This is a genomic window from Streptomyces ochraceiscleroticus (genome assembly GCF_000720485.1).
Classification (GTDB): domain Bacteria; phylum Actinomycetota; class Actinomycetes; order Streptomycetales; family Streptomycetaceae; genus Streptomyces; species Streptomyces ochraceiscleroticus.
Genome location: NZ_JOAX01000017.1, coordinates 43,210 through 66,679 on the forward strand (window position 1 = coordinate 43,210; position 23,470 = coordinate 66,679).

The 23,470-nt window shown below is 73.1% G+C and carries 20 protein-coding genes; 16 read left to right on the plus strand and 4 right to left on the minus strand.

The window, feature by feature from the left end:
• Window positions 1-140: 140 nt before the first annotated feature.
• From IG84_RS0121330 to mug, 11 genes are all read left to right on the plus strand, one after another.
• A complete protein-coding gene (locus IG84_RS0121330) occupies window positions 141-1,064 on the plus strand; it encodes an LLM class F420-dependent oxidoreductase (protein WP_078649151.1) in 924 nt (307 codons plus the stop codon).
• Window positions 1,065-1,293: 229 nt separating this feature from the next.
• The gene (locus IG84_RS0121335; RefSeq protein WP_031059504.1) at window positions 1,294-2,643 is read left to right on the plus strand and encodes a hemolysin family protein; all 1,350 of its coding nucleotides are present in this window, start codon (window positions 1,294-1,296) and stop codon (window positions 2,641-2,643) included.
• The gene (locus IG84_RS0121340) at window positions 2,640-3,662 is read left to right on the plus strand and encodes a hemolysin family protein (protein WP_031059506.1); all 1,023 of its coding nucleotides are present in this window, start codon (window positions 2,640-2,642) and stop codon (window positions 3,660-3,662) included. Before IG84_RS0121335 ends, IG84_RS0121340 begins: the two co-directional genes overlap by 4 nt.
• 52 nt (window positions 3,663-3,714) lie before the next feature.
• Window positions 3,715-4,512 carry an SGNH/GDSL hydrolase family protein gene (locus IG84_RS0121345; protein WP_031059507.1) on the plus strand — a complete coding sequence of 266 codons (798 nt, stop codon included), beginning with the start codon at window positions 3,715-3,717 and terminating at the stop codon, window positions 4,510-4,512.
• 178 nt (window positions 4,513-4,690) lie between these two features.
• Window positions 4,691-6,163, plus strand: coding sequence for an extracellular solute-binding protein (locus tag IG84_RS0121350; RefSeq protein WP_051862174.1), 1,473 nt, complete (start codon window positions 4,691-4,693; stop codon window positions 6,161-6,163).
• Window positions 6,164-6,165: 2 nt separating this feature from the next.
• Entirely contained in the window at window positions 6,166-7,107 is a 942-nt protein-coding gene (locus IG84_RS0121355) for a carbohydrate ABC transporter permease (protein WP_031059509.1), read from the plus strand.
• On the plus strand, window positions 7,104-7,958 hold the full coding sequence (locus IG84_RS0121360; RefSeq protein WP_031059510.1) for a carbohydrate ABC transporter permease: 855 nt from the start codon (window positions 7,104-7,106) through the stop codon (window positions 7,956-7,958). Before IG84_RS0121355 ends, IG84_RS0121360 begins: the two co-directional genes overlap by 4 nt.
• Window positions 7,955-9,001 (plus strand): NAD(P)-dependent alcohol dehydrogenase, encoded by a 1,047-nt coding sequence (locus IG84_RS0121365; RefSeq protein WP_031059511.1) that lies wholly within the window; start codon window positions 7,955-7,957, stop codon window positions 8,999-9,001. Before IG84_RS0121360 ends, IG84_RS0121365 begins: the two co-directional genes overlap by 4 nt.
• A gap of 66 nt (window positions 9,002-9,067) precedes the next feature.
• The gene (locus IG84_RS0121370) at window positions 9,068-9,901 is read left to right on the plus strand and encodes a DeoR/GlpR family DNA-binding transcription regulator (RefSeq protein ID WP_031059512.1); all 834 of its coding nucleotides are present in this window, start codon (window positions 9,068-9,070) and stop codon (window positions 9,899-9,901) included.
• Window positions 9,902-10,004: 103 nt separating this feature from the next.
• On the plus strand, window positions 10,005-11,438 hold the full coding sequence (purB, locus tag IG84_RS0121375; protein WP_031059514.1) for an adenylosuccinate lyase: 1,434 nt from the start codon (window positions 10,005-10,007) through the stop codon (window positions 11,436-11,438).
• 13 nt (window positions 11,439-11,451) lie between these two features.
• Window positions 11,452-12,003 carry a G/U mismatch-specific DNA glycosylase gene (gene mug / locus IG84_RS0121380; RefSeq protein WP_031059515.1) on the plus strand — a complete coding sequence of 184 codons (552 nt, stop codon included), beginning with the start codon at window positions 11,452-11,454 and terminating at the stop codon, window positions 12,001-12,003.
• On the opposite strand, the gene IG84_RS38130 is transcribed toward mug, so the two are convergent.
• The gene (locus IG84_RS38130; RefSeq protein ID WP_051862132.1) at window positions 11,934-12,446 is read right to left on the minus strand and encodes a hypothetical protein; all 513 of its coding nucleotides are present in this window, start codon (window positions 12,444-12,446) and stop codon (window positions 11,934-11,936) included. The two genes, mug and IG84_RS38130, sit on opposite strands and share 70 nt — an antisense overlap.
• A gap of 128 nt (window positions 12,447-12,574) precedes the next feature.
• Between IG84_RS38130 and IG84_RS0121390 the strand changes: the two genes are divergently transcribed.
• Entirely contained in the window at window positions 12,575-13,729 is a 1,155-nt protein-coding gene (locus IG84_RS0121390) for an ROK family transcriptional regulator (protein ID WP_031059519.1), read from the plus strand.
• A 168-nt stretch (window positions 13,730-13,897) separates the two neighbouring features.
• Window positions 13,898-16,051 (plus strand): NACHT domain-containing protein, encoded by a 2,154-nt coding sequence (locus tag IG84_RS0121395; protein WP_051862133.1) that lies wholly within the window; start codon window positions 13,898-13,900, stop codon window positions 16,049-16,051.
• Here IG84_RS0121395 and IG84_RS0121400 read toward each other — a convergent pair.
• Entirely contained in the window at window positions 16,008-16,760 is a 753-nt protein-coding gene (locus IG84_RS0121400) for a GntR family transcriptional regulator (RefSeq protein WP_031059522.1), read from the minus strand. The genes IG84_RS0121395 and IG84_RS0121400 overlap by 44 nt on opposite strands.
• Window positions 16,761-17,016: 256 nt before the next feature.
• The gene (locus tag IG84_RS0121405) at window positions 17,017-17,904 is read right to left on the minus strand and encodes an RNA polymerase sigma-70 factor (protein WP_031059524.1); all 888 of its coding nucleotides are present in this window, start codon (window positions 17,902-17,904) and stop codon (window positions 17,017-17,019) included.
• A 194-nt stretch (window positions 17,905-18,098) separates the two neighbouring features.
• On the opposite strand from IG84_RS0121405, the gene IG84_RS0121410 reads away from it, so the two are divergent.
• The 3 genes from IG84_RS0121410 to IG84_RS0121420 all read left to right on the plus strand — a co-directional run bounded on the left by IG84_RS0121410 (window position 18,099) and on the right by IG84_RS0121420 (window position 22,271).
• Window positions 18,099-18,986: an alpha/beta fold hydrolase gene (locus tag IG84_RS0121410; protein WP_051862135.1), complete on the plus strand. Its 888-nt coding sequence runs from the start codon at window positions 18,099-18,101 to the stop codon at window positions 18,984-18,986.
• A 168-nt stretch (window positions 18,987-19,154) separates the two neighbouring features.
• On the plus strand, window positions 19,155-20,738 hold the full coding sequence (locus tag IG84_RS0121415; RefSeq protein ID WP_031059527.1) for an alkaline phosphatase D family protein: 1,584 nt from the start codon (window positions 19,155-19,157) through the stop codon (window positions 20,736-20,738).
• Window positions 20,739-20,855: 117 nt separating this feature from the next.
• Window positions 20,856-22,271: a GNAT family N-acetyltransferase gene (locus tag IG84_RS0121420; RefSeq protein ID WP_425424039.1), complete on the plus strand. Its 1,416-nt coding sequence runs from the start codon at window positions 20,856-20,858 to the stop codon at window positions 22,269-22,271.
• Here the strand turns inward: IG84_RS0121420 and IG84_RS0121425 are convergent.
• Window positions 22,171-23,439, minus strand: a complete 1,269-nt coding sequence (locus tag IG84_RS0121425) for a trans-sulfuration enzyme family protein (RefSeq protein WP_078649153.1) — start codon at window positions 23,437-23,439, stop codon at window positions 22,171-22,173. The two genes, IG84_RS0121420 and IG84_RS0121425, sit on opposite strands and share 101 nt — an antisense overlap.
• Between the last annotated feature and the right edge of the window lie 31 nt (window positions 23,440-23,470).

A 23,470-nucleotide genomic window follows, 5' to 3' on the forward strand; every position in this document is an offset into this window, starting at 1 on the left:
TCGAACCATGCCCGCGACTTCGAACGGGAAGCTAGGGAACAAGCGAGGGCGCGTCAACGCTTCGCGCAGAGTTTCTTGTCCCGGGCGCGGAGGCGGCGGGAGCCGGAATAGACCGCGGACTGCGGGAGGTTGTCGCCTCCATGACTTCTTCAGCAGACTCCGCGACGGCCGCCTCCGGCGAGGCCGGCTCCCGTCATGCACTCCTCGGCCGCATCGGCATCTGGAGTCCCGGCCTGCGTTCCCAGGATGCCGAGGGGCTCGCCCGGATCAGCGATGCGGTGGCGGAGCTCGACGAGCTCGGGTTCGGCACCGTGTGGCTGGGCGGCAGCCCCTCGGTGGCCGATGCCCGCAAGGTCGTGCAGGCGACGCGGCGCATCACGGTGGCCACCGGAATCCTCAGCCTCTGGGACCACGACGCGTCCACCGTGGCCGCGGAGACCGCCCAGCTGGAGAAGGAGGCGCCGGGACGGTTCGTCCTCGGGATCGGCGTCAGCCACAGCGCGCTCGCGCCGCAGTACGCCAAGCCGTACTCCGCGATGGTCGCGTACCTGGACGGGCTGGACGCGGCACCGGAGCCGGTACCGGCTGAGCGGCGGGTGCTGGCCGCCCTCGGGCCCAGGATGCTGCGGCTCGCCGCCGACCGTGCCGCCGGAGCGCACCCGTACCTCGTCACCGCGGAGCACACCGCCCAGGCCCGCGCCGCGCTCGGCAGCGAGGCGCTGCTCGCGCCGGAGCTGAAGGTGGTCCTCGACACCGATCTGGAGCGGGCGCGCGGCACGGCCCGCGAGACCCTCGCCATGTACCTCCGGCTGCCCAACTACACCGACAACCTCCTGCGGCTCGGCTTCGCCGAGGAGGACTTCGCCGACGGCGGCAGCAACCGCCTGCTCGACGCCCTCTTCGCGCTGGGCGATGCGGAGACCGTCAAGGCCCGCCTGGACGCCTACTACGCCGCGGGCGCCGACCACGTCGCCCTCCAGGCCCTCGACGGAGGTGAGCGCGCCGATCTGCCGCGCGCCCAGTGGCGCGAGCTGGCCTCGGCGCTCGGGCTGACCACCGGCTGACAGCTGAAGGCACTCGCCGGCCAAGCAGCGGCCCGGGACCCGATCCGGTCACCGGGCCGCTGCTTTGCCGGTCCTTTACTATGGATAGTCCCCCCGCTGCCGGATACACGGTCCGCAGCGCAATTCCCGAGGAAAGGTGTGAGCGTCCAGCCATGGGCGACCCTCCCAGTTGCAGTCGACATAGCGCGAACCTCCCGGACCTGTTCGATCATGGGACGGAGGTGACCCGATGACCGAGCTGCTCCTGTTGGCCGTGGCGTTTCTGCTGACCCTGGCCTGCGGTGTCTTCGTCGCGGCGGAGTTCTCGCTGACGACCGTCGAGCGCAGCGACCTCGAGCGCGCCGCCGAGCGCGGCGAGCGAGGCGCGGACAGCGCTCTGAAGGCCGTACGCGGCCTGACCTTCCAGCTCTCCGGCGCGCAGCTCGGCATCACGGTGACCGGCCTGGTCATCGGCATGCTCGCCAAATCCTCGATCGCCGCGCTGCTCACCGGCCCCCTGGAGGCCATGGGGCTGCCGCGGTCCGCGGGCGAGAGCGCCGCGCTGATCCTCGGTACGGCCATTTCGACGGTCGTCCTGATGGTCGTCGGCGAGCTGGTACCGAAGAACTGGGCGATCTCCAGCCCGCTGCCCATCGCCAAGCGGGTGGCCACGCTGCAGCGCGGCTTCAGCGCCACGTTCAAGCCGCTGATCGGCCATCTGAACAACACCGCCAACCGTGTGGTGCGCCGGATGGGCCTGGAGCCGGCCGAGGAGCTGGCCTCCGCGCGCGGCCCGCAGGAGCTGATGGCGCTGGCCCGGCACTCCGCGAAGGAGGGCGCGCTGGAGGCGGACACGGCCGAGCTGTTCGTCCGTACGCTGAACCTCGCCGACCTCACGGCGGAGAACGTCATGACCCCGCGGGTGCAGGTCACGGCCCTGGAGGTGCAGTGCACCGCCGAGGACGTGGCCAACGCCACCCGCGCCACCGGCCTGTCCCGCTTCCCGGTCTACCGCGGCAGCCTGGACAGCGTCGTCGGGGTGGCGCACATCAAGGACGTGCTGGCCATACCGGCCGCGCGGCGGCGCCGGCACCCCATCGCCGAGATGCTCCGCGAGCCGCTGCTGGTACCGGAGACGCTGCCGGTCAACGAGCTGCTGGACCGGCTGTCGGGCAAGCGGACGATGGCCGTGGTGATCGACGAGTACGGCGGCACGGCCGGCGTCGCGACGCTGGAGGACATCGTCGAGGAGGTCGTCGGCGAGGTCGTCGACGAGCACGACCCGCTGGAGACCCCGGACCTGGCCCCGGCCGGCAAGGACGAGGACGGCCGCACGCTGTACGACGCGGACGGTGCGGCCCGTTCCGACCAGCTCGAGCGGATCGGGCTGCGGATGCCGGAGGGCCCGTACGAGACGCTGGCCGGGCTGATCGCCACGGAGCTGGGCCGCATTCCCGGCCAGGGCGACGAGCTGACCGTCGCCGGGTGGCGGATGGACGTCGTGGACGCGTCCGGTCACCGTGCGGCGCGCGTGCTGCTGCACGCCCCCGCGGCCGGTGACGAGGACGCCGCCCGTACCCACGAGGAGGCCGCCCGATGACCGCGCTGCAGCTCTTCATCGGCCTGCTCACGCTGGTCGTCAACGCCTTCTTCGTGGGCGCCGAGTTCGCGCTGATCTCGGTGCGCCGCAGCCAGATCGAGCCGTACGCCGAGCAGGGCGACCGCCGGGCCCGCAGCGTCATCTGGGGCCTGCAGCACGTCTCCGCGCTGATGGCGGCGGCCCAGCTCGGCATCACGCTGTGCACGCTGGTGCTGGGCGCGGTCGCCGAGCCGGCCATCGCCCACCTCCTGGAACCGCTCTTCCACGTCACCGGGGTACCGGAGTCCCTGGTCCACCCGGTGTCCTTCGTGATCGCGCTGGCCCTGGCGACGTATCTGCACATGCTCTTCGGCGAGATGGTGCCGAAGAACATCGCGCTGGCCGCTCCGGTGCGCGCCGCGCTGCTGCTGGGGCCGCCGCTGGTGGCGATGGCGCGGGCGCTGCGCCCGGTGATCTTCGCGGTCAACTCGTTCGCGAACGGGCTGCTGAAGCTGTTGCGGGTGGAGGTCAAGAACGAGGTCGCGGCGACCTTCTCCGACGCCCAGCTCGTCAAGATGGTGGAGGACTCCTCCGACGCGGGCCTGCTGGACGACCGGGGCGCCGAGCGGCTGCGGGACGCGCTGGAGCTGGGCCGCCGCCCGGTCCGTGACGTGGTCCTGCCGGCCGAGAAGGTGGTCTCCGCCCGGCTGGGCATCACCCCCGAGGGGCTGGAGGACCTGTCCGCGCGGTCCGGCTTCTCCCGCTTCCCCGTCGTGGACGCCTCCCGCCGCATCCTGGGCTATCTGCACGTGAAGGACGCGCTGGACGCCATGCCGCGGGACCTGCCGTTCCAGGTGTCCTCGATGCGGCCGATCGCCCGGGTGCGGGCTGCAACGCCGCTGGACGACGTGCTGACGGCGATGCGCGGTTCGCGTACCCACCTGGCCGCCGTGATCGGCGACGACGGGCGGCTGGCCGGGCTGGTCACGATGGAGGACGTGCTGCGGGAGCTGGTACTGCAGCACCGGCCCGCCGCCTGACGCACAGCCGCGGCGCGAGCGGCCCTGTACTGCGTATAGGATCACTCGCGCCATGGAGATGAGTGCTCAGTACACCAGTTTTGTCGCGGTCGGGGATTCCTTCACCGAGGGGATGTCGGACGCGCTGCCGGACGGCTCGTACCGCGGCTGGGCGGATCTGCTCGCGGCCCGTCTCGCCGCCCGCACGCCCGGCTTCCGGTACGCCAACCTCGCCGTGCGCGGCAAGCTCATCGGCCAGATCGCCGAGGACCAGGCGCCCGCGGCCGCGGCCATGGGCGCCGACCTGATCACGCTGGTGGGCGGCCTGAACGACGTACTGCGCCCGAAGTGCGACGTGCCGCGGGTGTGCGCGCTCCTGGAGGAGGCCGCGGCGCGGCTGGCGCCGAGCTGCAAGCAGCTCGTACTGATGCGCAGTCCGGGCCGGCAGGGCCCGGTACTGGAGCGGTTCCGGCCGCGCATGGAGACGCTCTTCGACCACATCGACGAGGTCGCGCAGCGGCACGGCGCGCTCGTTGTGGACCTCTACGGCTCGGCGTCGCTCGGCGACCCGCGGCTGTGGGCGGACGACCGGCTGCACCTGACGGCCGAGGGACACGAACGGGTCGCCGAGGCCGTCTGGCAGGCGCTCGGCCTCCCGCCGGAGGCGGAGTGGGACGCGCCGCTGCCGCCGCCGGTGCCGCCGGGCTGGGTGGCCCGGCGCGCGGCGGACGCGCGGTTCGCCCGGACGCATCTGGTGCCGTGGATAGGCCGCCGGCTGACGGGCCGGTCGAGCGGCGACGGACGGCCGCCGAAGCGCCCGGACCTCCTGCCGTACGGGGAACACGCCGGGGACAACGCCGGGAACGACTGAGAACACACGCAGCACCCGAGGGGCCGCGCACGCCATGTGCACGGCCCCTTTCGCATGCCCGGAACGGTATGACGGGCCAACTCATCACGCAAGATGCGTTAACAATGGAGATCTCTTCTGCTAAGAATGCTGCCTGTCCCTGTTGGCGCACGCCCCGTCCCCCGAGGTACGCACCCTCATGCCTGCATTCCTGCCTGCCCGCTCCCCCGCCACCCGGCCGCCGGTCGGCCGGCGCTCCCTGCTGCGCGGCGCCGCCGCCGTCGGGGCCGCCGGGCTGCTCACCGCCTGCGGCCGCGCCGCCGGCGCGTCCTTCGACGCGGGCGCCGCACCCTGGCGCCGGTACGCCGGTACCACGCTGAACTTCATCTCCGAGAACACCGCGCCCACCGCCGCGATCGCCGCGAACCTCGCGCCCTTCACCAAGCTGACCGGCATCCACGTCAACATCGTCACGCTGGAACTGTCCGCGCTCGCCCAGAAGGTCGCGCTGGACCTGGCCTCCGGCAACGGCCAGTACGACGTGGTGTACGCCGACCCGTACCAGGTCCTCGCACCGTACGCGGCCGCCTTCGCCGACCTGCGGGAGTTCCAGGAGAACCCGGACCTGCCCCGGCTGCCCGGCGGATTCGGCGACTTCGTCGCCACGCACCTGGACGCGGCCGGGCGCTTCGAGGACAAGGAGAAGGTGCTGGCGCTGCCGTACGACTCGGCGACCATGATCTGGCAGTACCGGGCCGACCTCTTCGAGAAGTACCACGACCGGATGGCCGCCGACCTCGGCTTCGACCCGGCGCCGTCGGACGGCACGACGTGGGAGCAGTACTACGCGATCGCCCGCTGGTTCAACGAGCACACCGACGAGGTGAAGTACGGCACCGGGCACCAGGCGAAGCAGCACGACTCGCTGATGTGCGACTTCTCGAACGTGCTGTGGGCGTACGGCGGGGACTACTTCGACGACGGCGCGCGGGTCGGGAGCCTGGGCGCCACCGACCCCGGGCGGTGCCGGCTGGGGTCCGAACGGGCCGTGGCGGCGGCCGAGTTCTACCAGCGGCTGCTGAAGATCGCCGACCCCGGGTCGCGGACCTGGGACTGGGACGGGCTGGGCGCCGCGTTCCGGGCCGGGCGGATCGCGATGTGCCCCAACTTCCATGAGTACGCGGCGTCCAACGAGGCCGTCATGCCGGGGAAGGTCGGCTACGCGCGGCTGCCGAAGGGGCCCGCGCGGGCCGCCGGCATGTACGGCGGGACCGGCATCGCGATATCCGGCGTCGCCCCGAAGCGGCGCCGCGAGGCCGCCTGGCTCTTCGCCAACTGGGCGACGGCACCGAAGACGCAGCTCGCCGGGCTGGCGAGCAAGGTCGGCGGCGGCACCCCGACCCGTACGTCGGTGTACGCGGAGCGCGCGGTGCTCCGCGCCGAACACCGGCCGACGAAGCTGCCCAACATGCTGACCGCGAAGGCCGTGCGGGAGACCTGGCGGCCGGCCAACATCGGACTGCGGCCCAAGATCCCGATGTGGGGCGAGTGCGACACCGCCGTCTACACGCAGTTGTCCGGGCTGATCGCCGGGGACGCGTCCCCGCGCGCGACGATGCGCGCCACCGCCGAGCGCATCGACCGGATCACGGCACGAGGGTGGGTGGCCTGAGCATGACCACGTCTTCCGTACGGGCAAAGGCGCCGGACGCCGCCGCCACCGCGCCCGGTCCCGGGCGGCCGCGCCGCCGCCCGTTCCCCGGCTTCCACGGCCGGATGATGGCCCCCGGCATCCTCGTCCTCGCCGCCGTCTCCGTGCTGCCGTTCGTGGCCGTGGTGGCGATGAGCTTCTCCCGCGTCCACCTGCTCGGCGGCCTCGGCCTGGAGGGCGTCGGCCTGGACAACTGGGGGCGGCTGTTCACCGACCCGGACATGGCCTGGGCCTGGGCCCGCACCGCCGCGTATTTCGTGCTCACCGTCGGCGGCGAGATGGTGCTCGGCACGCTGCTCGCCGTCTGCCTGTGGCGGCTGCGGCGCGGCCGCAACGCGGCGCTGAGCCTGATGCTGCTCCCGATGTTCGTCGCGCCCGTGATCGTCGGGCTGCTCGGCCGCTTCCTCACCGACTCCACCTTCGGCCTGTACACCTGGCTGCTGCGCCAGGTCGGGTACCACGGCGACATCATGGGCGACCGGACCAGCGCGTTCGCCGCGGTGACGCTGATGGACATCTGGGAGTGGACGCCGCTGATCGCGCTCATCGCGCTGGCCGGGCTGACGTCCGTACCGGCGAGCGTCCTGGAGGCGGCGGCGCTGGACGGCGCGGGCATGGTCCGCACGCTCCGGCACATCGTCCTGCCGTCGATCACGCCCGTGCTGCTCGTGGCGCTGCTGATCCGTTCCATGGACGCGCTGCGGTACTTCGACATCATCTGGAACACCACCGGTGGCGGCCCGGCCGACGCCACCAAGGTCGCCTCCGTACGGCTCTACGAAACGGCCTTCCGCTTCTTCGACTTCGGGTACGCCGCCGTGACCGGCCTGCTGATGCTCGCCGTGACCACCGTCGTCGCCCGCTTCTTCGTCCGCCTCCTCGAACGGAAGGAGCTGCCGCGATGACCACCGCCACCGCCGCTCTCGAGCGCGGCACCCGTACCGCCCGCTGGACCGTCCGCGTCCTCGTGCTCGTCGCCCTCATCTGGACGCTCGTACCGCTGGGCTGGATGCTGCTGTCGTCCCTCAAGGCCACCGGGGAGGTCACCGCGCCGACCCCGAGCCTGTCGTTCGCACCGACGCTGGAGAACTACCGGCGGCTGTTCAGCGGCGGCAACTCGCTCTGGCCGTATCTGCGCAACAGCGTCGTCGCGGCGGGCGCGTCGGCGCTGCTGGCCACCGCGCTGGGCGCGCTCGCCGGGTACGGCCTGGCCCGCAGCCGGATGCGCGGCAAGCACCACCTGTCGTTCTGGATCATCTCCACCCGGATGGCACCGATCGCGGCCGTGGTGCTGCCGATCTTCCTGATCTTCCGCTACCTCGGGCTGATCGACACCCTCCCCGGCCTCGTCCTGGCCTACCTCTCCTTCAATCTGCCGTTCGCGATCTGGCTGCTCAGCGCCTTCTTCGCGGAGGTGCCGCCGTCCCTGGAGGAGTCCGCGCTGGTGGCCGGGTGCGGCAACTGGCAGGCGTTCCGGCACGTCATCCTGCCGCTGACGCGCCCGGGCCTGGTGACCACCTTCGTGCTGTGCCTGGTGTTCTCCTGGAACGACTACGCCTTCGCCCTGGTCCTCAGCGGACCGCACACCCAGACCCTGCCCATCGCCGCCAGCCAGCTGGTCACCCAGACCGGCATCGACTGGGGGCAGCTGACCGCCATCGGGACCGTCGTGGTGATCCCGATGATGCTCGTCGGCCTCGCTGTACGCCGGTGGCTGGTCACCGGCCTGACCATGGGAGCCGTGACCGGAGAATGAACCGCACCTCTGACCTTCCCGAGACCATGCGGGCCGCCGTGCTCGTCGCGCCGAAGCAGCTCGAGATCCAGGAGCGCCCGGTGCCCCGGCCGGGCCCCGGCCAGGTGCTCGTCCGCGTCGAGGCCGTCGGCGTGTGCGGCTCCGACGTGCACTACTACGAACACGGGCGGATCGGCGACTTCGTCGTCCGCTCCCCCATGGTCCTCGGGCACGAGCCGGGCGGCACGGTCGTCGCGCTCGGGCCCGGCGCCCGGCGGCACACGCCGGGGCAGCCGGTCTCCATCGAGCCGGGCGTGCCCTGCGGTCGCTGCGCCCAGTGCCGGCAGGGCCGGTACAACCTCTGCCCGGACGTGTCCTTCTACGCGACGCCGCCGGTGGACGGGGCGCTGTGCGAGTACGTCGCCGTGGACGAGGACTTCGCGCATCCGGTGCCCGAGTCGCTGAGCACGGAGGGCGCGGCGCTGCTCGAACCGCTGTCGGTGGGCGTCTGGGCCTCGCGGAAGGCGCGGGTCGCGCCGGGGTCGCGGGTGCTGGTGACGGGGGCCGGGCCGATCGGGCTGGTCGCCCTGCAGAGCGCGCGGGCCTTCGGGGCGAGCGAGGTCGTGGTCACCGATGTCGCGCCGCAGCGGCTGGCCGTGGCCCGCGAGCTGGGCGCCACCGCGACCGTGGACGCGCGGCGGACGCGGCTCGCCGACACCGGGTACGAGCCGGACGTCCTGCTGGAGTGCTCGGGCGCGCCGGCCGCCGCCGAGGAAGGGCTGCGCGCGCTGGGCCGGGCGGGGCGTGCGGTGCTGGTCGGGATGGGCGGGGACACCATCCCGCTGCCGCTCGCGCATGTGCAAAACTTCGAGATCGAGGTCACCGGTACGTTCCGGTACGCCAACACCTGGCCGACCGCCATCTCCCTGGCCGCTTCCGGCGAGGTGGATCTGGCCCGGCTGGTCACGCACCGGTACGGCCTGGAGGACAGCGGGGTGGCGCTCACCGCGGGCGCCGCCGATCCGACCGCGATCAAGGCCGTGGTGCGCCCGCAGGCCGGCTGACGGCGCGCCCGGCCGCACGACGCTCCGGGCCGCACGAGAGGGAACGCACGAGGGAAGGAGGGCCGGGTGCCCGCCAAGGCGCGGCTGTCGCAGGCAGCCGTCGAGGACCGCCGGCAGGACGTGCTCAAGTACGTCGTCGAGCGGGGCGAGATGCGCATCGACGACCTCGCCGCGCACTTCGGCCTCAGCCTGATGACCATGCACCGCGATCTCGACGATCTCGCGGGGCGTGATCTGCTGCGCAAGGAGCGCGGGCGCGCGGTCGCCTTCCCGGCCCTGACCATGGAGACCGCCACCCGCTTCCGGGAGGGCGCGCACCGCGAGGTGAAGAGCGCGCTGTGTGCCGCCGCGGCCCGGCGGATCCGGCCCGGCAGCACGCTGCTCATCGACGACTCGACCACGCTGTACCCGCTGGCCGGCCTCCTGACGGAGATCGACGGACTCACCGTCGTCACCAATTCGGTGGGGCTGGCGCAGCGGCTGACCTCGGCGTCCGGCGCGTCCGGCGGGACGGCGCGATCGGGTCCGGAGGTGACGCTGCTCGGCGGGCAGTACCAGGGCGACTTCAACTCCTGTACGGGACGTGAGGTGACGCGGGGGCTGTCGCGGATCCACGCGGATCTGGCGCTGATGTCGGCGACGGCGGTGCACGGCGGCCGGCTGTTCCACCCGCTGCCGGAGTTCGTCGAGGTCAAGGAGGCGATGCTGGGCGCCGCCACGGGCAGCCTGCTGCTCGCCGACCACTCCAAATTCGGCAAGACCGCCACGTACTGCTACGGGGACGCCACGCTGTACCAGGCGGTGATCACCGACAGCGGTACGGAGCCGCGCGAGGTCGCCGTCGTGCGCGAGCTGGGCGTCGAGGTGGAGACGGTGCCGGCGGAGCCGCGCGGCTCGTAGCGCGGCGTCGTGCGGCTTCTGGCCGGGAGCCGTGCGGCTTGTAGCAAGCCACAATCCGGACCGTGGCGCCGGCCTGCGCAAACGAACAGTAGAATCGGCTCACGTGACTGCAAAGCCCCGCATCCCCAATGTCCTGGCCGGCCGCTACGCCTCCACCGAGCTGGCCGTCCTGTGGTCCCCCGAGTACAAGGTCAAGCTGGAGCGAAAGCTGTGGCTCGCCGTGCTCCGCGCGCAGAAGGACCTCGGCGTTGAGGTGCCTGAGCAGGCCCTCGCCGACTACGAGCGAGTCCTGGACAATGTCGACCTGGCCTCCATCGCCGAGCGCGAGAAGGTCACCCGGCACGACGTGAAGGCCCGGATCGAGGAGTTCAACGCCCTCGCCGGCCACGAGCAGGTCCACAAGGGCATGACCTCCCGCGACCTGACCGAGAACGTCGAGCAGCTCCAGGTCCGCCTCTCCCTCGAACTGATGCGGGACCGCACCGTCGCCGTCCTCGCCCGGCTCGGCAAGCTGGCCGGCGAGCACGCCGAGCTGGTCATGGCCGGCCGCTCGCACAACGTCGCGGCCCAGGCCACCACCCTCGGCAAGCGCTTCGCCACCGCCGCCGACGAGCTGCTCGTCGCCCACGCCCGCCTCGAGGACCTCCTCTCCCGCTACCCGCTGCGCGGCATCAAGGGCCCGGTCGGCACCGCGCAGGACATGCTCGACCTGCTCGGCGGCGACGCCGGCAAGCTCGCCGAGCTGGAGCAGCGCATCGCGGGCCACCTCGGCTTCGCGCAGAACTTCACCTCGGTCGGCCAGGTCTACCCCCGCTCTCTCGACTACGACGTGGTCACCTCTCTGGTGCAGCTGGCCGCCGCGCCCTCCTCGCTCGCCAAGACCATCCGCCTGATGGCCGGCAACGAGCTGGTCACCGAGGGCTTCAAGCCCGGCCAGGTCGGCTCCTCGGCGATGCCGCACAAGATGAACACCCGCTCCTGCGAGCGCGTCAACGGCCTGATGGTCATCCTGCGGGGCTACGCCTCGATGGCCGGCGAGCTCTCCGGCGACCAGTGGAACGAGGGCGACGTGTCCTGCTCCGTGGTGCGCCGCGTCGCGCTGCCGGACTCCTTCTTCGCGCTGGACGGCCTGCTGGAGACCTTCCTGACCGTCCTGGACGAGTTCGGCGCCTTCCCCGCCGTGGTCGCCCGCGAGCTGGACCGCTACCTCCCCTTCCTCGCCACGACGAAGGTGCTCATGGGTGCCGTGCGCGCCGGTGTGGGCCGCGAGGTCGCGCACGAGGCGATCAAGGAGAACGCCGTCGCCACCGCGCTCGCCATGCGCGAGCAGGGCGCCGAGCGCAACGAGCTGCTGGACAAGCTCGCCGCCGACGGCCGCATCCCGCTGAGCCGCGACCAGCTCGCCGAGGCGATGGCCGACAAGCTGTCCTTCACCGGCGCGGCCGCCGACCAGGTGGCGGCCGTGGTCGCGCGCATCGAGGAGATCGCCAAGGCGCACCCCGAGGCCGCGGCCTACACCCCCGGCTCCATCCTCTGAGGCCGGTCCTCCCATGCCGCGCTTCACCCCCGAAGAGCTGGAAGCCGCTCGTGACCGCCTCGTCCCGGACGTGGCGGCGAGCGGCCTCCGGGTGCTCTTCTGCGGCATCAACCCGGGCCTGATGTCGGCCGCGACCGGCCACCATTTCGCCCGGCCCGGCAACCGCTTCTGGCCCACGCTGCACGCCGCCGGCTTCACCCCCCGGCGGCTGCGGCCCGACGAGGAGCAGGAGCTGCTGCGGTACGGCGTCGGCATCACCAACGTCGTGCAGCGGGCCACGGCCCGCGCGGACGAACTGACGCCGGAGGAATTCGCGAAGGGCGGCCGCCAACTGGAGGAGAAGGTGCGCCGGCTGCAGCCCGCGTGGCTGGCGGTCGCCGGGGTCACCGCCTACCGCGCGGCATTCGGCGACAAGCTCGCGAAGATCGGGCCGCAGGAGCGGACCATCGGCGGCGCCCGCATCTGGGTACTCCCCAACCCCAGCGGCCTGAACGCTCACTGGAACCCCACCACCCTGGCGGAGGAGTACGGCCGGCTCCGCGCGGCGGCGTTCGCCGAGGAGTGACCGCCCTGCCGGGGCAGCGGCGGGCCCTCGCCGCCGTCCGGCCACACCGCCGCGACCAGCTCGTACGGCTGGAGGTCAGCGGCTCTTCCCACGCCGGTCGCCACCCGGCACTCCCCCACCGTCCAGACGTGCGCCGTCGTGGTCAGGGCGGACAGGTCGGCCAGCGGCGGCCACACCGGCAGCCCCATCGCCGACCGCTCCAGATGCGGCGTCAGGTCGAGCACTTCGGGCGGGCCCCAGCGTAAGGACAGCACGCCGTCCAGCTCCTCCCGTTCCGCTTCGAACTCCTCCGCCGCGGCCCGCTCGTCCGCCGGATCGGCGTCCCAGAACTCTTCACTCACGCTGAGCCGGAGCATCCGCCCGGCATCACCGGGCGCCGCGAGCACGGTGCCGATCGCGGCGTCGATCGCGGACAGGTGGCGGGAAAACTGTTGCCTCGTCATGTCACCAGTAAAGACCCGGGGTCTGACAATCGGTCCGTCACAGGCCGTGACCAGCACACTTCGGGGCTCGCCGCAGGCCGTCCGACCGGCTACGATCCCGCAAACACGCGAGGCGAGGGAGACGGACGTTGGGGCGGCTCACCGGAGGGGACCCCTCCCTGCTGCGACGGATCAACTCCGCGGTGGTACTGCACACGCTGCGCGCCGCCGACTCCCCCACCCTGACCCACCTGGTACAGCTCACCGGGCTGTCCCGGCCCACCGTCGAGGGGGTCGTGGAGGGCCTGATCGAGTCCGGACTGGTCGTCGAGGCACCGGCCGAGGAGGGCGCGCGGCGGCAGGGCCGGCCCGCCCGCCGGTTCCGTTTCCGTGCCGAGGCCGGGCACCTGCTGGGCATCGAGATCGGCGCGCACCGGGTCTCGGCGCTGCTGTCCGATCTGAGCGGCCGCGTGCTGGGGTCGGTCCAGCACGACGTGGACGAATCGGCCCCGGCCGACCGGCGGTTGGCGTGCGCCCGGGACACGGTCGCCGACCTGCTGCGGCAGGCGGGCGTGGCGCGCGACTCGCTGCGCGCGGTGGGCGTCGCGGGCCCCGGAATCGTGGAGGCGGACGGCACGGTACGGCTGGGTACCGCGCTGCCGGGCTGGACGGGGCTGCCGCTGGGCGAGCGGCTGCGCAAGTCCTTCCGCTGCCCGGTCCTGGTGGAGAACGACGCCAACGCGGCCGCGGTCGCCGAGCACTGGAAGGGCGCGGCGGCCGGCTCGGACGACGTGGTGTTCGTCCTGGCCGGACTGAGTCCGGGCGCGGGTTCGCTGATCGGCGGGCGGCTGCACCGCGGCTTCGGCGGGGCGGCCGGCGAGATCGGTGCGCTGCACCTCTTGGGGCGCGGGGCGACGCCGGAGACGCTGTTGTCGACGACCGGTGAACCGTTGCATCCGCTGGACGAGGCGCAGGTGGCACGGGTGTTCACGCTGGCGCGCGAGGGCGACGCGCGCGCCCGGGACGCGATGCGGCGCTTCATCCAGCGGCTGGTGCACGACGTCGCCGCGCTGGTCCTCGCCCTGGACCCGGAGATCGTCGTGATCGGCGGCTGGGCGGCCGGCCTGGACGGCGTACTGGATCCGTTGCGCGAGGAGCTGGCGCGCTACTGTCTGCGGCCGCCGCAGGTCGCCCTGTCGGTCCTGGGCGAGGCTGCGGTGGCGACCGGCGCCCTGCGCCTCGCCCTCGACCACGTCGAGGAGCAGCTCTTCGCGGTGGAGGGCACGGTGACGGCCCGGCGCTGATCCCGCCCGCAACTGCCACTCACCGTAACGCCCACCGGATCGCTTGCCGCCGTCCGAAGGCTTGCTGGATCGTCCGAGACTCCAGCCCTTCGGACCGTCGGTGCGCCCGGCCGCACCGGCCCGGTGCGTGAACCACCGGCCAGGCCGGGGCGAGTCCGAGGGGGTGGGATGCGACGCTTCTCGCGCGCCACGCTGGGCCTCGTCCTCGTGACCGCGTTCCTGCTGCCGGTGGCCACGAACCTGGCCACCGGAGCCGTTCCGGAACAGGTCGTGCCCTACTTGTGGCTGTCCTGGCCCGTCGCTCTCGTGCTGGCACTGGTCGCGGCGTTCGTCGAGGCGCGCCGCGGCCCGCCGGAGGCGGAGCCGGACGGCGGTGACGGGGCCGCCGGCGACGCCCGGGAGCGCCGTACGCTGGCGCAGCTCGCCGCGACGGTGCGGCAGCAGTGGGAGGAGGAGGCCGGGATCCGCATGCTCCACCGGCCACGGCCGCTGAACGTGCGCTGGTCTGCGACGCCCCGCCCGGTCTCCGCCCGGCCCGGCGCGGTGCTCGGCGACACCGTGGGCGGCCGGCCGCTGCGGCTGAGGCTGCTCGGCGGGCTCGACGAGGTGGTGCCCCGCTATCTGGCACTGCCCCGACGCCAGTTGGTGGTGCTCGGCGGGCCAGGGGCCGGCAAGACCGTACTGGCCATGGTGCTGACGCTCGGTCTGCTGGAGCGCCGCGGCGAACACGGCGGGCCGGTACCGGTGCTGCTGTCGATGTCGTCGTGGGACCCGCACGGCGAGCATCTCTTTACCTGGGTCGCCCGCCGACTCGCCGAGGACTACCCCGCGCTCGCCAACCCGGACGTGTTCGGGCCCCACGCGGCGACCCGGCTGGCCACCGATGGGCACATCCTGCCCGTACTGGACGGCCTGGACGAGATGCCCGCTCCGCTGCGCCCGGCGGCGCTGGCGGAGATCGACCGGGCGGCCGCCGGCCGCCCCTTCGTGGTCACCTGCCGCAGCACCGAGTACGAAACCGCCGTCACCAGCAGCGGCCAGCTGCTGGCCACGGCGGCCGTGGTCGAGCTCGCACCGGTGGACGTGCCGGAGACCATCTCCTTTCTGACCGGCGGGACCGTCGCCGAGGACGCCCGCTGGGCACCCGTCTTCACCCGCCTGCGGGAACAGCCCGGGGCACCCCTGGCCCAGGCGCTGTCCGCCCCGTTGATGGCGGCCATGGCCCGCACCGCCTACATGTCACCGGCGACCGATCCCGCCGAGCTGCTCGACGCCACCCGGTTCCCGGACCGCGACGCCGTCGAGGAGCACCTCCTGGACGCGTTCGTTCCCGCCGTCTACGCCGCCCGCGCGGTGCTCCCCGGAACCGGCGGAGGCCGAGCGGGCACGGACCGGTGCCACTCCCCCGAACAGGCGCTGCGCTGGCTGGCCTTCCTCGCCACCCACCTGCACCGCCAGGACACCCGCGACCTGGCCTGGTGGCGGCTGCACCGTGCGCTCTCCCCCTGCGGACGCCGGGTCGCCGCGCTCGTACTGGAACTGATCAGCGGACTGGTGGGAGGGCTGGCTGCCGGGCTGTCGGTCGGTCTGGCGGCCGGACTGGCCGCCGGCACGGCGGCCTCGGTCGTCGCCGGCCTTCTGGTCCGGCCGCCCGTCTATCCCCAGCAGGTCAATATCCGCCTCCGGGGGCGTGGCCGGCGCCTCGGCCGCAGACTCGGCTCCGGGCTGACCGTCGGGCTCGCCACGGGAGTGGGCGCCGGGGTCGGGGCCGGGCTGCTGGCCGAGCTCACGGGCGGCCGCGTCGTCGGGCTGCTCGCCGGGCTCGTGGCCGGCATCGGGCTGGGGGTCTCCTTCGGCGTCATGGAGTGGCTCAACACCCCCGCCGACGCCCTGAGCTCGGCCAGCCCGGAGTCGTTGCTGCGCAACGACCGCGCCGTCATGGCCATCCGCTTCCTGGTGGAGACCCTCGGCTCAGGGCTGGTCGCCGGGGTCGTGGTCGCCCTGGTCTTCGAACGGGAGCTGGGCGTCATGACGGGCCTGACCGTCGGACTCGGCACCGGTCTCAGCATCGGCGCGGCCGGCCGGCTGGTCGGCCGGTTCCAGACCGGACTGCCGGCCGGCACCTGGAGCTGGTTCTTGGTGACTCGCGCCTGGTACGCGCTCCGCGGCGATCTGCCCTGGCGCCTGATGCGCTTCCTCCGGGATGCGCACCGCCGCGGCGTGCTCCGCCGCAACGGCCCGGTCTACCAGTTCCGCCACGCGCGTCTGCAGGACCGTCTCAGCCCGTCAGTACCGCCACGTCGTCGCGGTCCCCGAAGGTGAGGCGGCAGGTGTCGGCGCGGTAGGTGGAGACGGAGACCGCGGTGGTGCGGCCGCCGGTCACATAGCGCGTGGTGACCACCAGTACCGGCGCGCCGGGGAGCCGGTCGAGCTGCTTGGCGTCCTCGGCGCGCGCCGAGCCCAGTTCCACGGCGCGCTCCTCGCCGTCCAGGTCGAGCCGCTGCAGTTCCTGCAGGACGGCGCGGGCGCGGGCCACCGGGCCGGTGGCGGCGGCCGTCGCCAGGCCGGGCACGGACTCGGCCGGTACGTAGAGCAGTTCGGCCGCGACCGGCTGGCCGTTGTCGACCCTGGTGCGCCGCACGACATGCACGGTGTCGCCCGCGTCCACCCCCAGCGGCTCGGCGACGGCCGGCGGGACCGACCCGCCGTCCACCGCCGCCGCGTCGGCCGGCTGCCAGGCGTCGCCGGGCGCGCCGGGCCAGCTGTGTCCGGAGCGGTCCACGGGCACGCCCATACGGGGCGGCGCGACCGTGGTGCCCACGCCGCGGCGGCGCTGCAGCCTGCCTTCGAGCTCGAGCTGTTCGAGCGCCTGCCGGAGCGTGGCGCGGGCGACGCCGAAGCGCGCCGCGAGGTCCCGCTCGTTCGGCAGGATCTCGCCGACCGCGAACTCCGAGTCGAGCGCGTCGCTGAGCACCGTCTTGAGGTGCCAATACTTCGGTTCCTGCACCGTGTCGAGCTGCGTGGTCCCCACCCTGTCCTCCGCATTCGCCGTGTCCCGGTGCCCGGGGGTGCCCCCCGGCGCCGGCCAGGGGTTTTGAGCGCTTCTTTATTAAAGGTTGTTGAGATATGCCTGCGACGATATGAGCGGCCTCACCCTTGGTCAAGACCAATGGGCCATCCGATGCCGTAGCGTGACCGACTCAACACGGTTGGAGACGGCCGGTGGGTGCGCGGGAGCGCGACAGGGCCGGCGGCACACCGGCCGCCGGCCCTGCAGAGGGGCGGCCTCAGGCCGCCGACGGCACCGCCGCCAGCTTGTCCGGATTGCGGACGACGTAGATCGTCTGGATGCGGCCGTCGACCACGTCGAGCTGGAACACCGTGTCGACCCGGTCGCCGACCCGCCCCACGAGCGCGACCCCTCCGTTGAGCTCGGCGAAGCCGAACCGCAGGTCCGCGGCCGGAGCCTTGGAGATGCCGACCAGGAACCGCCCGACCTTGTCCGCCGTCTCGATGACGCGCAGCGGCGCCTTGGCCTTGCCGCCGCTGTCGCCGACCAGCCGCACGTCCTCGGCGAGCAGGCCGATCAGCCCCTGGAGGTCGTCGCCGGCCGCGGCGGCCAGGAAGCGCTCGGTCAGGTCGCGCTGGCGTTCGGGGTTCACCTCGAAGCGCGGCTTGCGCTCCTCCACGTGACGCCGGGCCCGGCCCGCCAACTGGCGCACCGCGGCCTCGCCCCGCTCCAGTACGGACGCGATCTCCGCGTACGGATAGCCGAACGCCTCGCGCAGTACGAAGACGGCGCGCTCCAGCGGCGAGAGGGACTCCATGACGACGAGGACGGCGAGAGTGACGGACTCGGTGAAGACGGCACGGTCGGCGGTGTCGGGGACGGCGCCGCCGAAGTCGGTGGCGACGGGCTCGGGGAGCCACGGCCCCACGTACGCCTCGCGCCGGGCCTGTACTTGGCGCAGCCGGTCGATCGCGAGCCGGGTGGTGACCCGCACCAGGTAGGCGCGCGGCTCCCGTACCGTGTCGTGGTCGGCGGCCGACCAGCGGAGCCACGCCTCCTGGACGACGTCCTCGGCGTCGGCCACCCGGCCGAGCATGCGGTAGGCCACGCCCTGGAGGACCGGGCGGTGTTCTTCGAAGACATCGGTCGCGGTGTCGGTCAGCACGCCCTTATCCCACCGGTACGCCGCCGTGTTGTCCAGCGGGTTCCGTGTGGTCCGGCGGGTTCGGCGTGGCCGGGGAATTCACGCCCGCCTGCTACCCATCGGTAACGGTTGCTGACATGGTGTCTCTTGGGCCGCTCCCCAGGTACGGCCCTCCCCAGCGGCTTCCCCCCTCGGATCCCCTCGAAGGAGCCCCCATGACGACCGCCAGGATCGCGTCGACCACCCGCACCGCTCCGACCGCCACGGCCTCCTCCCTCCTCGTCTCTCCCGACGGCCGGCCGCCGTTCACCGTCGCGTACGAGCGCAAGGGCGCCGGCGAGCCGGTCGTACTGCTGCACGGCATCGGCCACCATTACCAGGCGTGGGAGCCGGTGTTCAGCGTCCTGGCCGCGTCGCACGACGTGATCGCGCTGGACCTGCCGGGCTTCGGCGCCTCCCCCGCCCTGCCCGACGGCGTGGAGTACGACCTGGCGTCGGTGGTCCCGCTGCTGACGGACACCTTCGCGGCGCTGGGTGTCGAGCGGCCGCACGTGGTGGGCAACTCGCTCGGCGGACTGCTGGCGCTGACACTCGGCCTCACGGGGGCTGTGCGGTCGGTGACGGCGCTGTCGCCGGCCGGCTTCTGGACGGAGGCCGAACGCCGGTACGCCTTCAGCGTCCTGACGGGCATGCGGGCCGGGGCGCGGGCCCTGCCGCCGCAGGTGGTCGAGGTGCTGGCCCGCACGGCGGCCGGCCGCGCGGCGCTGACCGGTTCGATCTACGCGCGCCCCTGGCGCCGTTCACCGGCCGCCGTGGCCGCCGAGACCCGCGCGCTCCGGGAGGCGCCCGGCTTCGCCGCCACGCTCGCCGCGGGGCGCGGCCCCGGAGTGCTGTTCCGCCACGACATACCGGATGTTCCCGTGACCATCGGCTGGGGCACCCGCGACCGGCTGCTCCTGCCCCGCCAGGGCGTACGGGCCAAGCGCGTGATCCCGGGCGCCCGCCTCGTCCGCCTCCCCGGCTGCGGCCACGTCCCCATGAACGACGACCCGGCCCTGGTCGCCAGGGTCATCCTCGACACGGTGATGCCGACCGGGGTGTGACCCGTAGCGCCGACCTCCTGGCCATCGCCCCGTCCACTTGCGACCATGGGCCGGTTCCGGGCTTCCGTGCCGTTGTCGGCCGGCTGTTCACTGTGCGTTCGGTTTCGGGGCACCGGGCACCGGTACGAACGGGACCGTACGCAGAGCGATCGAGCAACGGAGGATCACATGGCGCAGGGAGCGGCAGGAGGCGGCAGAGCCTTCGGGCGGCGTTCGGTGCTGCACGGAGCGGCGGCCGCGTCCGCGGCGCTCGCGCTGCCAGCGATCGGCGGCGCGGCCCCCGCCCAGGCGCGCACCGGCCGGCCGAGCGCCGACTGGGGCGTGCAGGTGGGTGATGTGACGACCGGCTCGGGGCTGGTGTGGGTACGGTCGGACCGGCCCGCGCGGATGATCGTGGAGACCGCGGCGACCGAGTCGTTCCGCGACGCGCGCACCTGGCACGGGCCGGTGATCGGTGCGGACACGGACTTCACGGGGCTGACCTCGCTGCGCGGCCTGCCGCCCGGCGAGCAGATCCACTACCGGGTCACGCTCGTCGATCCCCACGATCCTCGGCGCACCGGTGAGCCGGTGACCGGGACGTTCCGTACGGCGCCGGTGAAGCGCGGCGAGGGGGTGCGGTTCCACTGGTCGGGGGACCTCGCGGGGCAGGGGTGGGGCATCAACCCCGACCGCGGCGGTTACCGGATCTATGAGGAGATGCGCCGCCGGAACCCCGACTTCTTCCTGTGCAGCGGGGACAACATTTACGCCGACGGCCCGATCACGGCCAGCGTGAAGCTGCCCGACGGGCGGGTCTGGCGGAACATCACGACCGAGGAGAAGTCCAAGGTCGCGGAGACGCTCGCGGAGTTCCGCGGCGCCTTCCGGTACAACCTCCTGGACGACAACCTGCGGCGGTTCAACGCACAGGTGCCCACGATCACGCAGTGGGACGACCACGAGGTGCACAACAACTGGTACCCGGGGCAGATCCTGGACGACGACCGGTACACGGTGAAGGACGCGGACGTGCTGTCCGCGCGCTCGCTGCGGGCGTTCAGCGAGTACTTCCCGATCCGCACGCTGCGCCCGGACGAGCAGGGGCGGGTGTACCGGGTCGTCCGCCACGGGCCGCTGCTGGACGTGTTCGTGCTGGACATGCGGACGTACCGGAACGCCAACTCCGACGGGCGGCAGACGGAGGACGCGCAGGGCATCCTGGGCGCCGAGCAGCTCCGGTGGCTCAAGCGGGAGCTGTCGCGGTCGCGCGCGGTGTGGAAGGTGATCGCGTCCGACATGCCGCTGGGGCTGGTCGTGCCGGACGGCAAGACCCGCTTCGAGGCAGTGGCGCAGGGCGATCCGGGGCAGCCGCTGGGGCGGGAGCTGCAGCTCGCCGAGCTGCTGCGGCACATCAAGCACCGGCGGATCACGGGCACGGTGTGGGTGACGACGGACGTGCACTACACCTCGGCGCAGCACTACGATCCGTCGCGCGCGGCGTTCAAGGACTTCGAGCCGTTCTGGGAGTTCGTCTCCGGGCCGCTGAACGCGGGCGGGTTCCAGGCGCTGAAGCTGGACGGTACGTTCGGTCCCGAGCAGCGGTTCCTGAAGGCTCCGGACCGCGCGAACACCTCGCCGGCCGAGACGCCGCAGTACTTCGGCGAGATCGACATCGACGGCGGGAGCGGGGAGCTGACGGTGCGGCTGCGGCAGGACAGCGGCGAGGTGCTGTTCAGCCAGACCCTGCAACCGGGGCGAGTCGGACAGTAGCGGCGTTTGGTTCGAAGGCGCCGGTAGGGGCAATTGCGCCCTTTACCTGGCGGACACAGAGCGTTTGTGATCATGCAACACCGGTCGGTGATGCTGGAGTGCATGAATGAGAAATGCTTGTCCGAGAAGACGCCGAACCGCAGCGCCCGCCGCCATCACTGGCGGCGGGACGTCGTCGAACTGGCCGCCCTCTTCACCGCCGTCGCGGTGGCCGACTCCGTCGCCAACGCCGTGGCGCACGGCCCGTCGGGCCCGGTGTTCCTGTGCGCCTCGGCTATCGCGCTGCTCGCCACGGCGGGCTTCCACGTGTGGTGGGCACGGCGCCACGAACACGCTCCCCCGCCGGGCGATACCGGCGCCGCGGCGTCGTCGGCCCCCGCCCTCGCCGAGGGTACGGAGCTCCCCGAGACGACGCTGTGGCGCATGCGGACGACCGTACGGGACGAGCCGGGCAGCCTGGCCGCGCTGTGCCAGGCGCTGGCCGCGCACCGGGTCGACATCCTGAGCCTGCAGACCCACCCGCTGTCGGACGGCACGGTGGACGAGTTCCTGCTACGGGTGCCGGGCACCCCGGAGCGGGGCGTACTGGCGGGCGCGGTGACCGCGGCGGGCGGCCGGGACACCTGGCTGGAACGCGCCGATGCCCATGATCTGGTCGACGCGCCGGCCCGTATGCTGTCCCTGGCCACCCGAACGGCCCTGGACTCCGCGGAACTGCCCCTGGCGCTGCGGCAGTTGCTGGGCCGTTGCACCATCCACTCGGTACCCGCGCACACGCTGAAGGGCGAGCCGCAGGCCGAACGAGTGCCGGACGACGGCGTACTTGAGGACCACACCATGAAGTTCCGCGACCCGTCCGGGGGTTCGATCACCATCGAGCGGCCGCAACTCCCCTTCACTCCGACCGAGTTCGCCCGGGTCCGGGCGCTGGTGGAGCTGGACGCCCGGCTCGGCCAGCGGGTCCCGGAGCGCCGGGACACCCTCACCCTCCCCGAGGGCAACCACATCACCGTGCGCCGCGCCGACCCCTCCGACCTGGCGGCAGCGCGCGAGATGCACGACCGCTGCTCGGAGCGGACGCTGTCGCTGCGCTACCACGGCCCCGTGCAGGACTCCGCGCGCTATCTCGACCACCTGCTGAGCCCTCGGCACGGCCGCACGCTGGCCGTGGAGACCGCCTCCGGGCGGCTGGTGGCCCTCGGCCACCTGCTGTGGGACGGCGACGAGACCGAGGTGGCGCTCCTGGTGGAGGACGCGTGGCAGCGCCGCGGCATCGGCGCCGAGCTGCTGGAGCGGCTGGTCGGGATGGCCGCCGAGACGGGCTGCGAGAGCGTGTACGCGATCACGCAGGCGTCCAACACCGGGATGGTGGCGGCCATGCGCGGCCTGGGGCTGCCGCTGGACTACCAGGTCGAGGAAGGCACGCTGGTGATCACGGCCCGGCCTGCGGGGCTGCGGCGCCGGCCGCAACCGCGTACCGCCGACCGCCGGCCGGAACCGATGCCCGCAGCGTGGGAGACGGCCGGCCGCTGAGCGCCGCGTCCAGGTCCTGCCACAGGTCCTCGACGTCCTCCAGGCCCACCGACAGCCGCAGCAGTTGTTCGGAGATGCCGCCGGCCGTCCGGTCGGCGGCATCGACGACGCGGTGGCTGATCGAGGCCGGGTGCTGAAGGAGGGTATCGACGCTGCCGAGACTGACCGCCGGGGTGATCAGACGCACCCCGGCGGTCACGTCGTGCGGGTCCCCGCGCACCTCGAACGCCACCATCGCGCCGCCGAGCTGCGGATAGTGCACCCGGGCCACGCCGGGATGGCCGGCGAGCCGCCGGGACAGCTCCGCCGCGGTGGCGGACGCCGCCCGCATCCGTACGGGAAGGGTGGCCAGCCCGCGCAGCAGCAGATAGCCGGCGAGCGGGTGCAGCACGCCGCCGGTGGTGAAACGCACCTGCCGCAGCCGCCGCGCGAACTCCTCGTCGCAGGCCACCACGCCGCCCAGTACATCGCCGTGGCCGCCGAGGTACTTGGTTGCGCTGTGCAGCACCAGCCGCGCGCCGGCCTCGGCCGGACGCTGCAGTACGGGAGTGGCGAAGGTGTTGTCGGCCAGCAGCGGCACGGAGCCGCAGGCGTGCGCGACGGCCGCCAGGTCGGTCTCGGCGAGCGTGGGGTTGGCCGGGCTCTCGACCATGACCAGGCCGGTGTCGGCGCGCAGCGCGTCGGCGATGCCGGCCGGGTCGGTCCAGGTCACCTCGGTACCGAGCAGCCCGCCGGACAGCAGGTGGTCGCTGCAGCCGTACAGCGGGCGGACGGCGACGACGTGCCGCAGCCCTTCGGCGTGCCGGACCAGGAGGCAGGCGGTGAGGGCCGCCATGCCGCTGGCGAAGGCGACCGCGGACTCGGTGCCTTCGAGGCGGGCGAGGGCGGTCTCGAAGCGGGCGACGGTGGGGTTGCCGAGCCGGCCGTAGACGGGCGGGCCCTCGAACTCGGCGCCGGTGGCGGCGAACGCGTCGAGCCGGGCGGCCTCACCACGGCTGTCCGCCGAGGGGTACGTGGTCGACAGGTCCAGCGGGGCCGCGTGCAGTCCTTGCGCGGCGAGGTCCTCGCGGCCCGCGTGCACGGCCTCGGTGGCCAGGGCACGCGGCAGGGCGTCGGGGGCGGTGACGGCGGTGGTGGCGCGGTCCGGCCGCGCGGCTGATCGGGTCATGCTCCGATGCTGGTCGGGGGCCCTGACCGGA

Excerpts from the sequence above, each read along its gene's own strand:
- IG84_RS38130 (WP_051862132.1), bottom strand. The coding sequence starts at position 12,446 with ATGACGAGGCAACAGTTTTCCCGCCACCTGTCCGCGATCGACGCCGCG.
- IG84_RS0121410 (WP_051862135.1), top strand. The coding sequence starts at position 18,099 with ATGACGACCGCCAGGATCGCGTCGACCACCCGCACCGCTCCGACCGCC.
- IG84_RS0121340 (WP_031059506.1), top strand. The coding sequence starts at position 2,640 with ATGACCGCGCTGCAGCTCTTCATCGGCCTGCTCACGCTGGTCGTCAAC.
- IG84_RS0121360 (WP_031059510.1), top strand. The coding sequence starts at position 7,104 with ATGACCACCGCCACCGCCGCTCTCGAGCGCGGCACCCGTACCGCCCGC.
- mug (WP_031059515.1), top strand. The coding sequence starts at position 11,452 with ATGCCGCGCTTCACCCCCGAAGAGCTGGAAGCCGCTCGTGACCGCCTC.
- IG84_RS0121335 (WP_031059504.1), top strand. The coding sequence starts at position 1,294 with ATGACCGAGCTGCTCCTGTTGGCCGTGGCGTTTCTGCTGACCCTGGCC.
- IG84_RS0121365 (WP_031059511.1), top strand. The coding sequence starts at position 7,955 with ATGAACCGCACCTCTGACCTTCCCGAGACCATGCGGGCCGCCGTGCTC.
- IG84_RS0121345 (WP_031059507.1), top strand. The coding sequence starts at position 3,715 with ATGGAGATGAGTGCTCAGTACACCAGTTTTGTCGCGGTCGGGGATTCC.
- IG84_RS0121425 (WP_078649153.1), bottom strand. The coding sequence starts at position 23,439 with ATGACCCGATCAGCCGCGCGGCCGGACCGCGCCACCACCGCCGTCACC.
- IG84_RS0121350 (WP_051862174.1), top strand. The coding sequence starts at position 4,691 with ATGCCTGCATTCCTGCCTGCCCGCTCCCCCGCCACCCGGCCGCCGGTC.
- IG84_RS0121415 (WP_031059527.1), top strand. The coding sequence starts at position 19,155 with ATGGCGCAGGGAGCGGCAGGAGGCGGCAGAGCCTTCGGGCGGCGTTCG.
- IG84_RS0121330 (WP_078649151.1), top strand. The coding sequence starts at position 141 with ATGACTTCTTCAGCAGACTCCGCGACGGCCGCCTCCGGCGAGGCCGGC.
- IG84_RS0121395 (WP_051862133.1), top strand. The coding sequence starts at position 13,898 with ATGCGACGCTTCTCGCGCGCCACGCTGGGCCTCGTCCTCGTGACCGCG.
- IG84_RS0121355 (WP_031059509.1), top strand. The coding sequence starts at position 6,166 with ATGACCACGTCTTCCGTACGGGCAAAGGCGCCGGACGCCGCCGCCACC.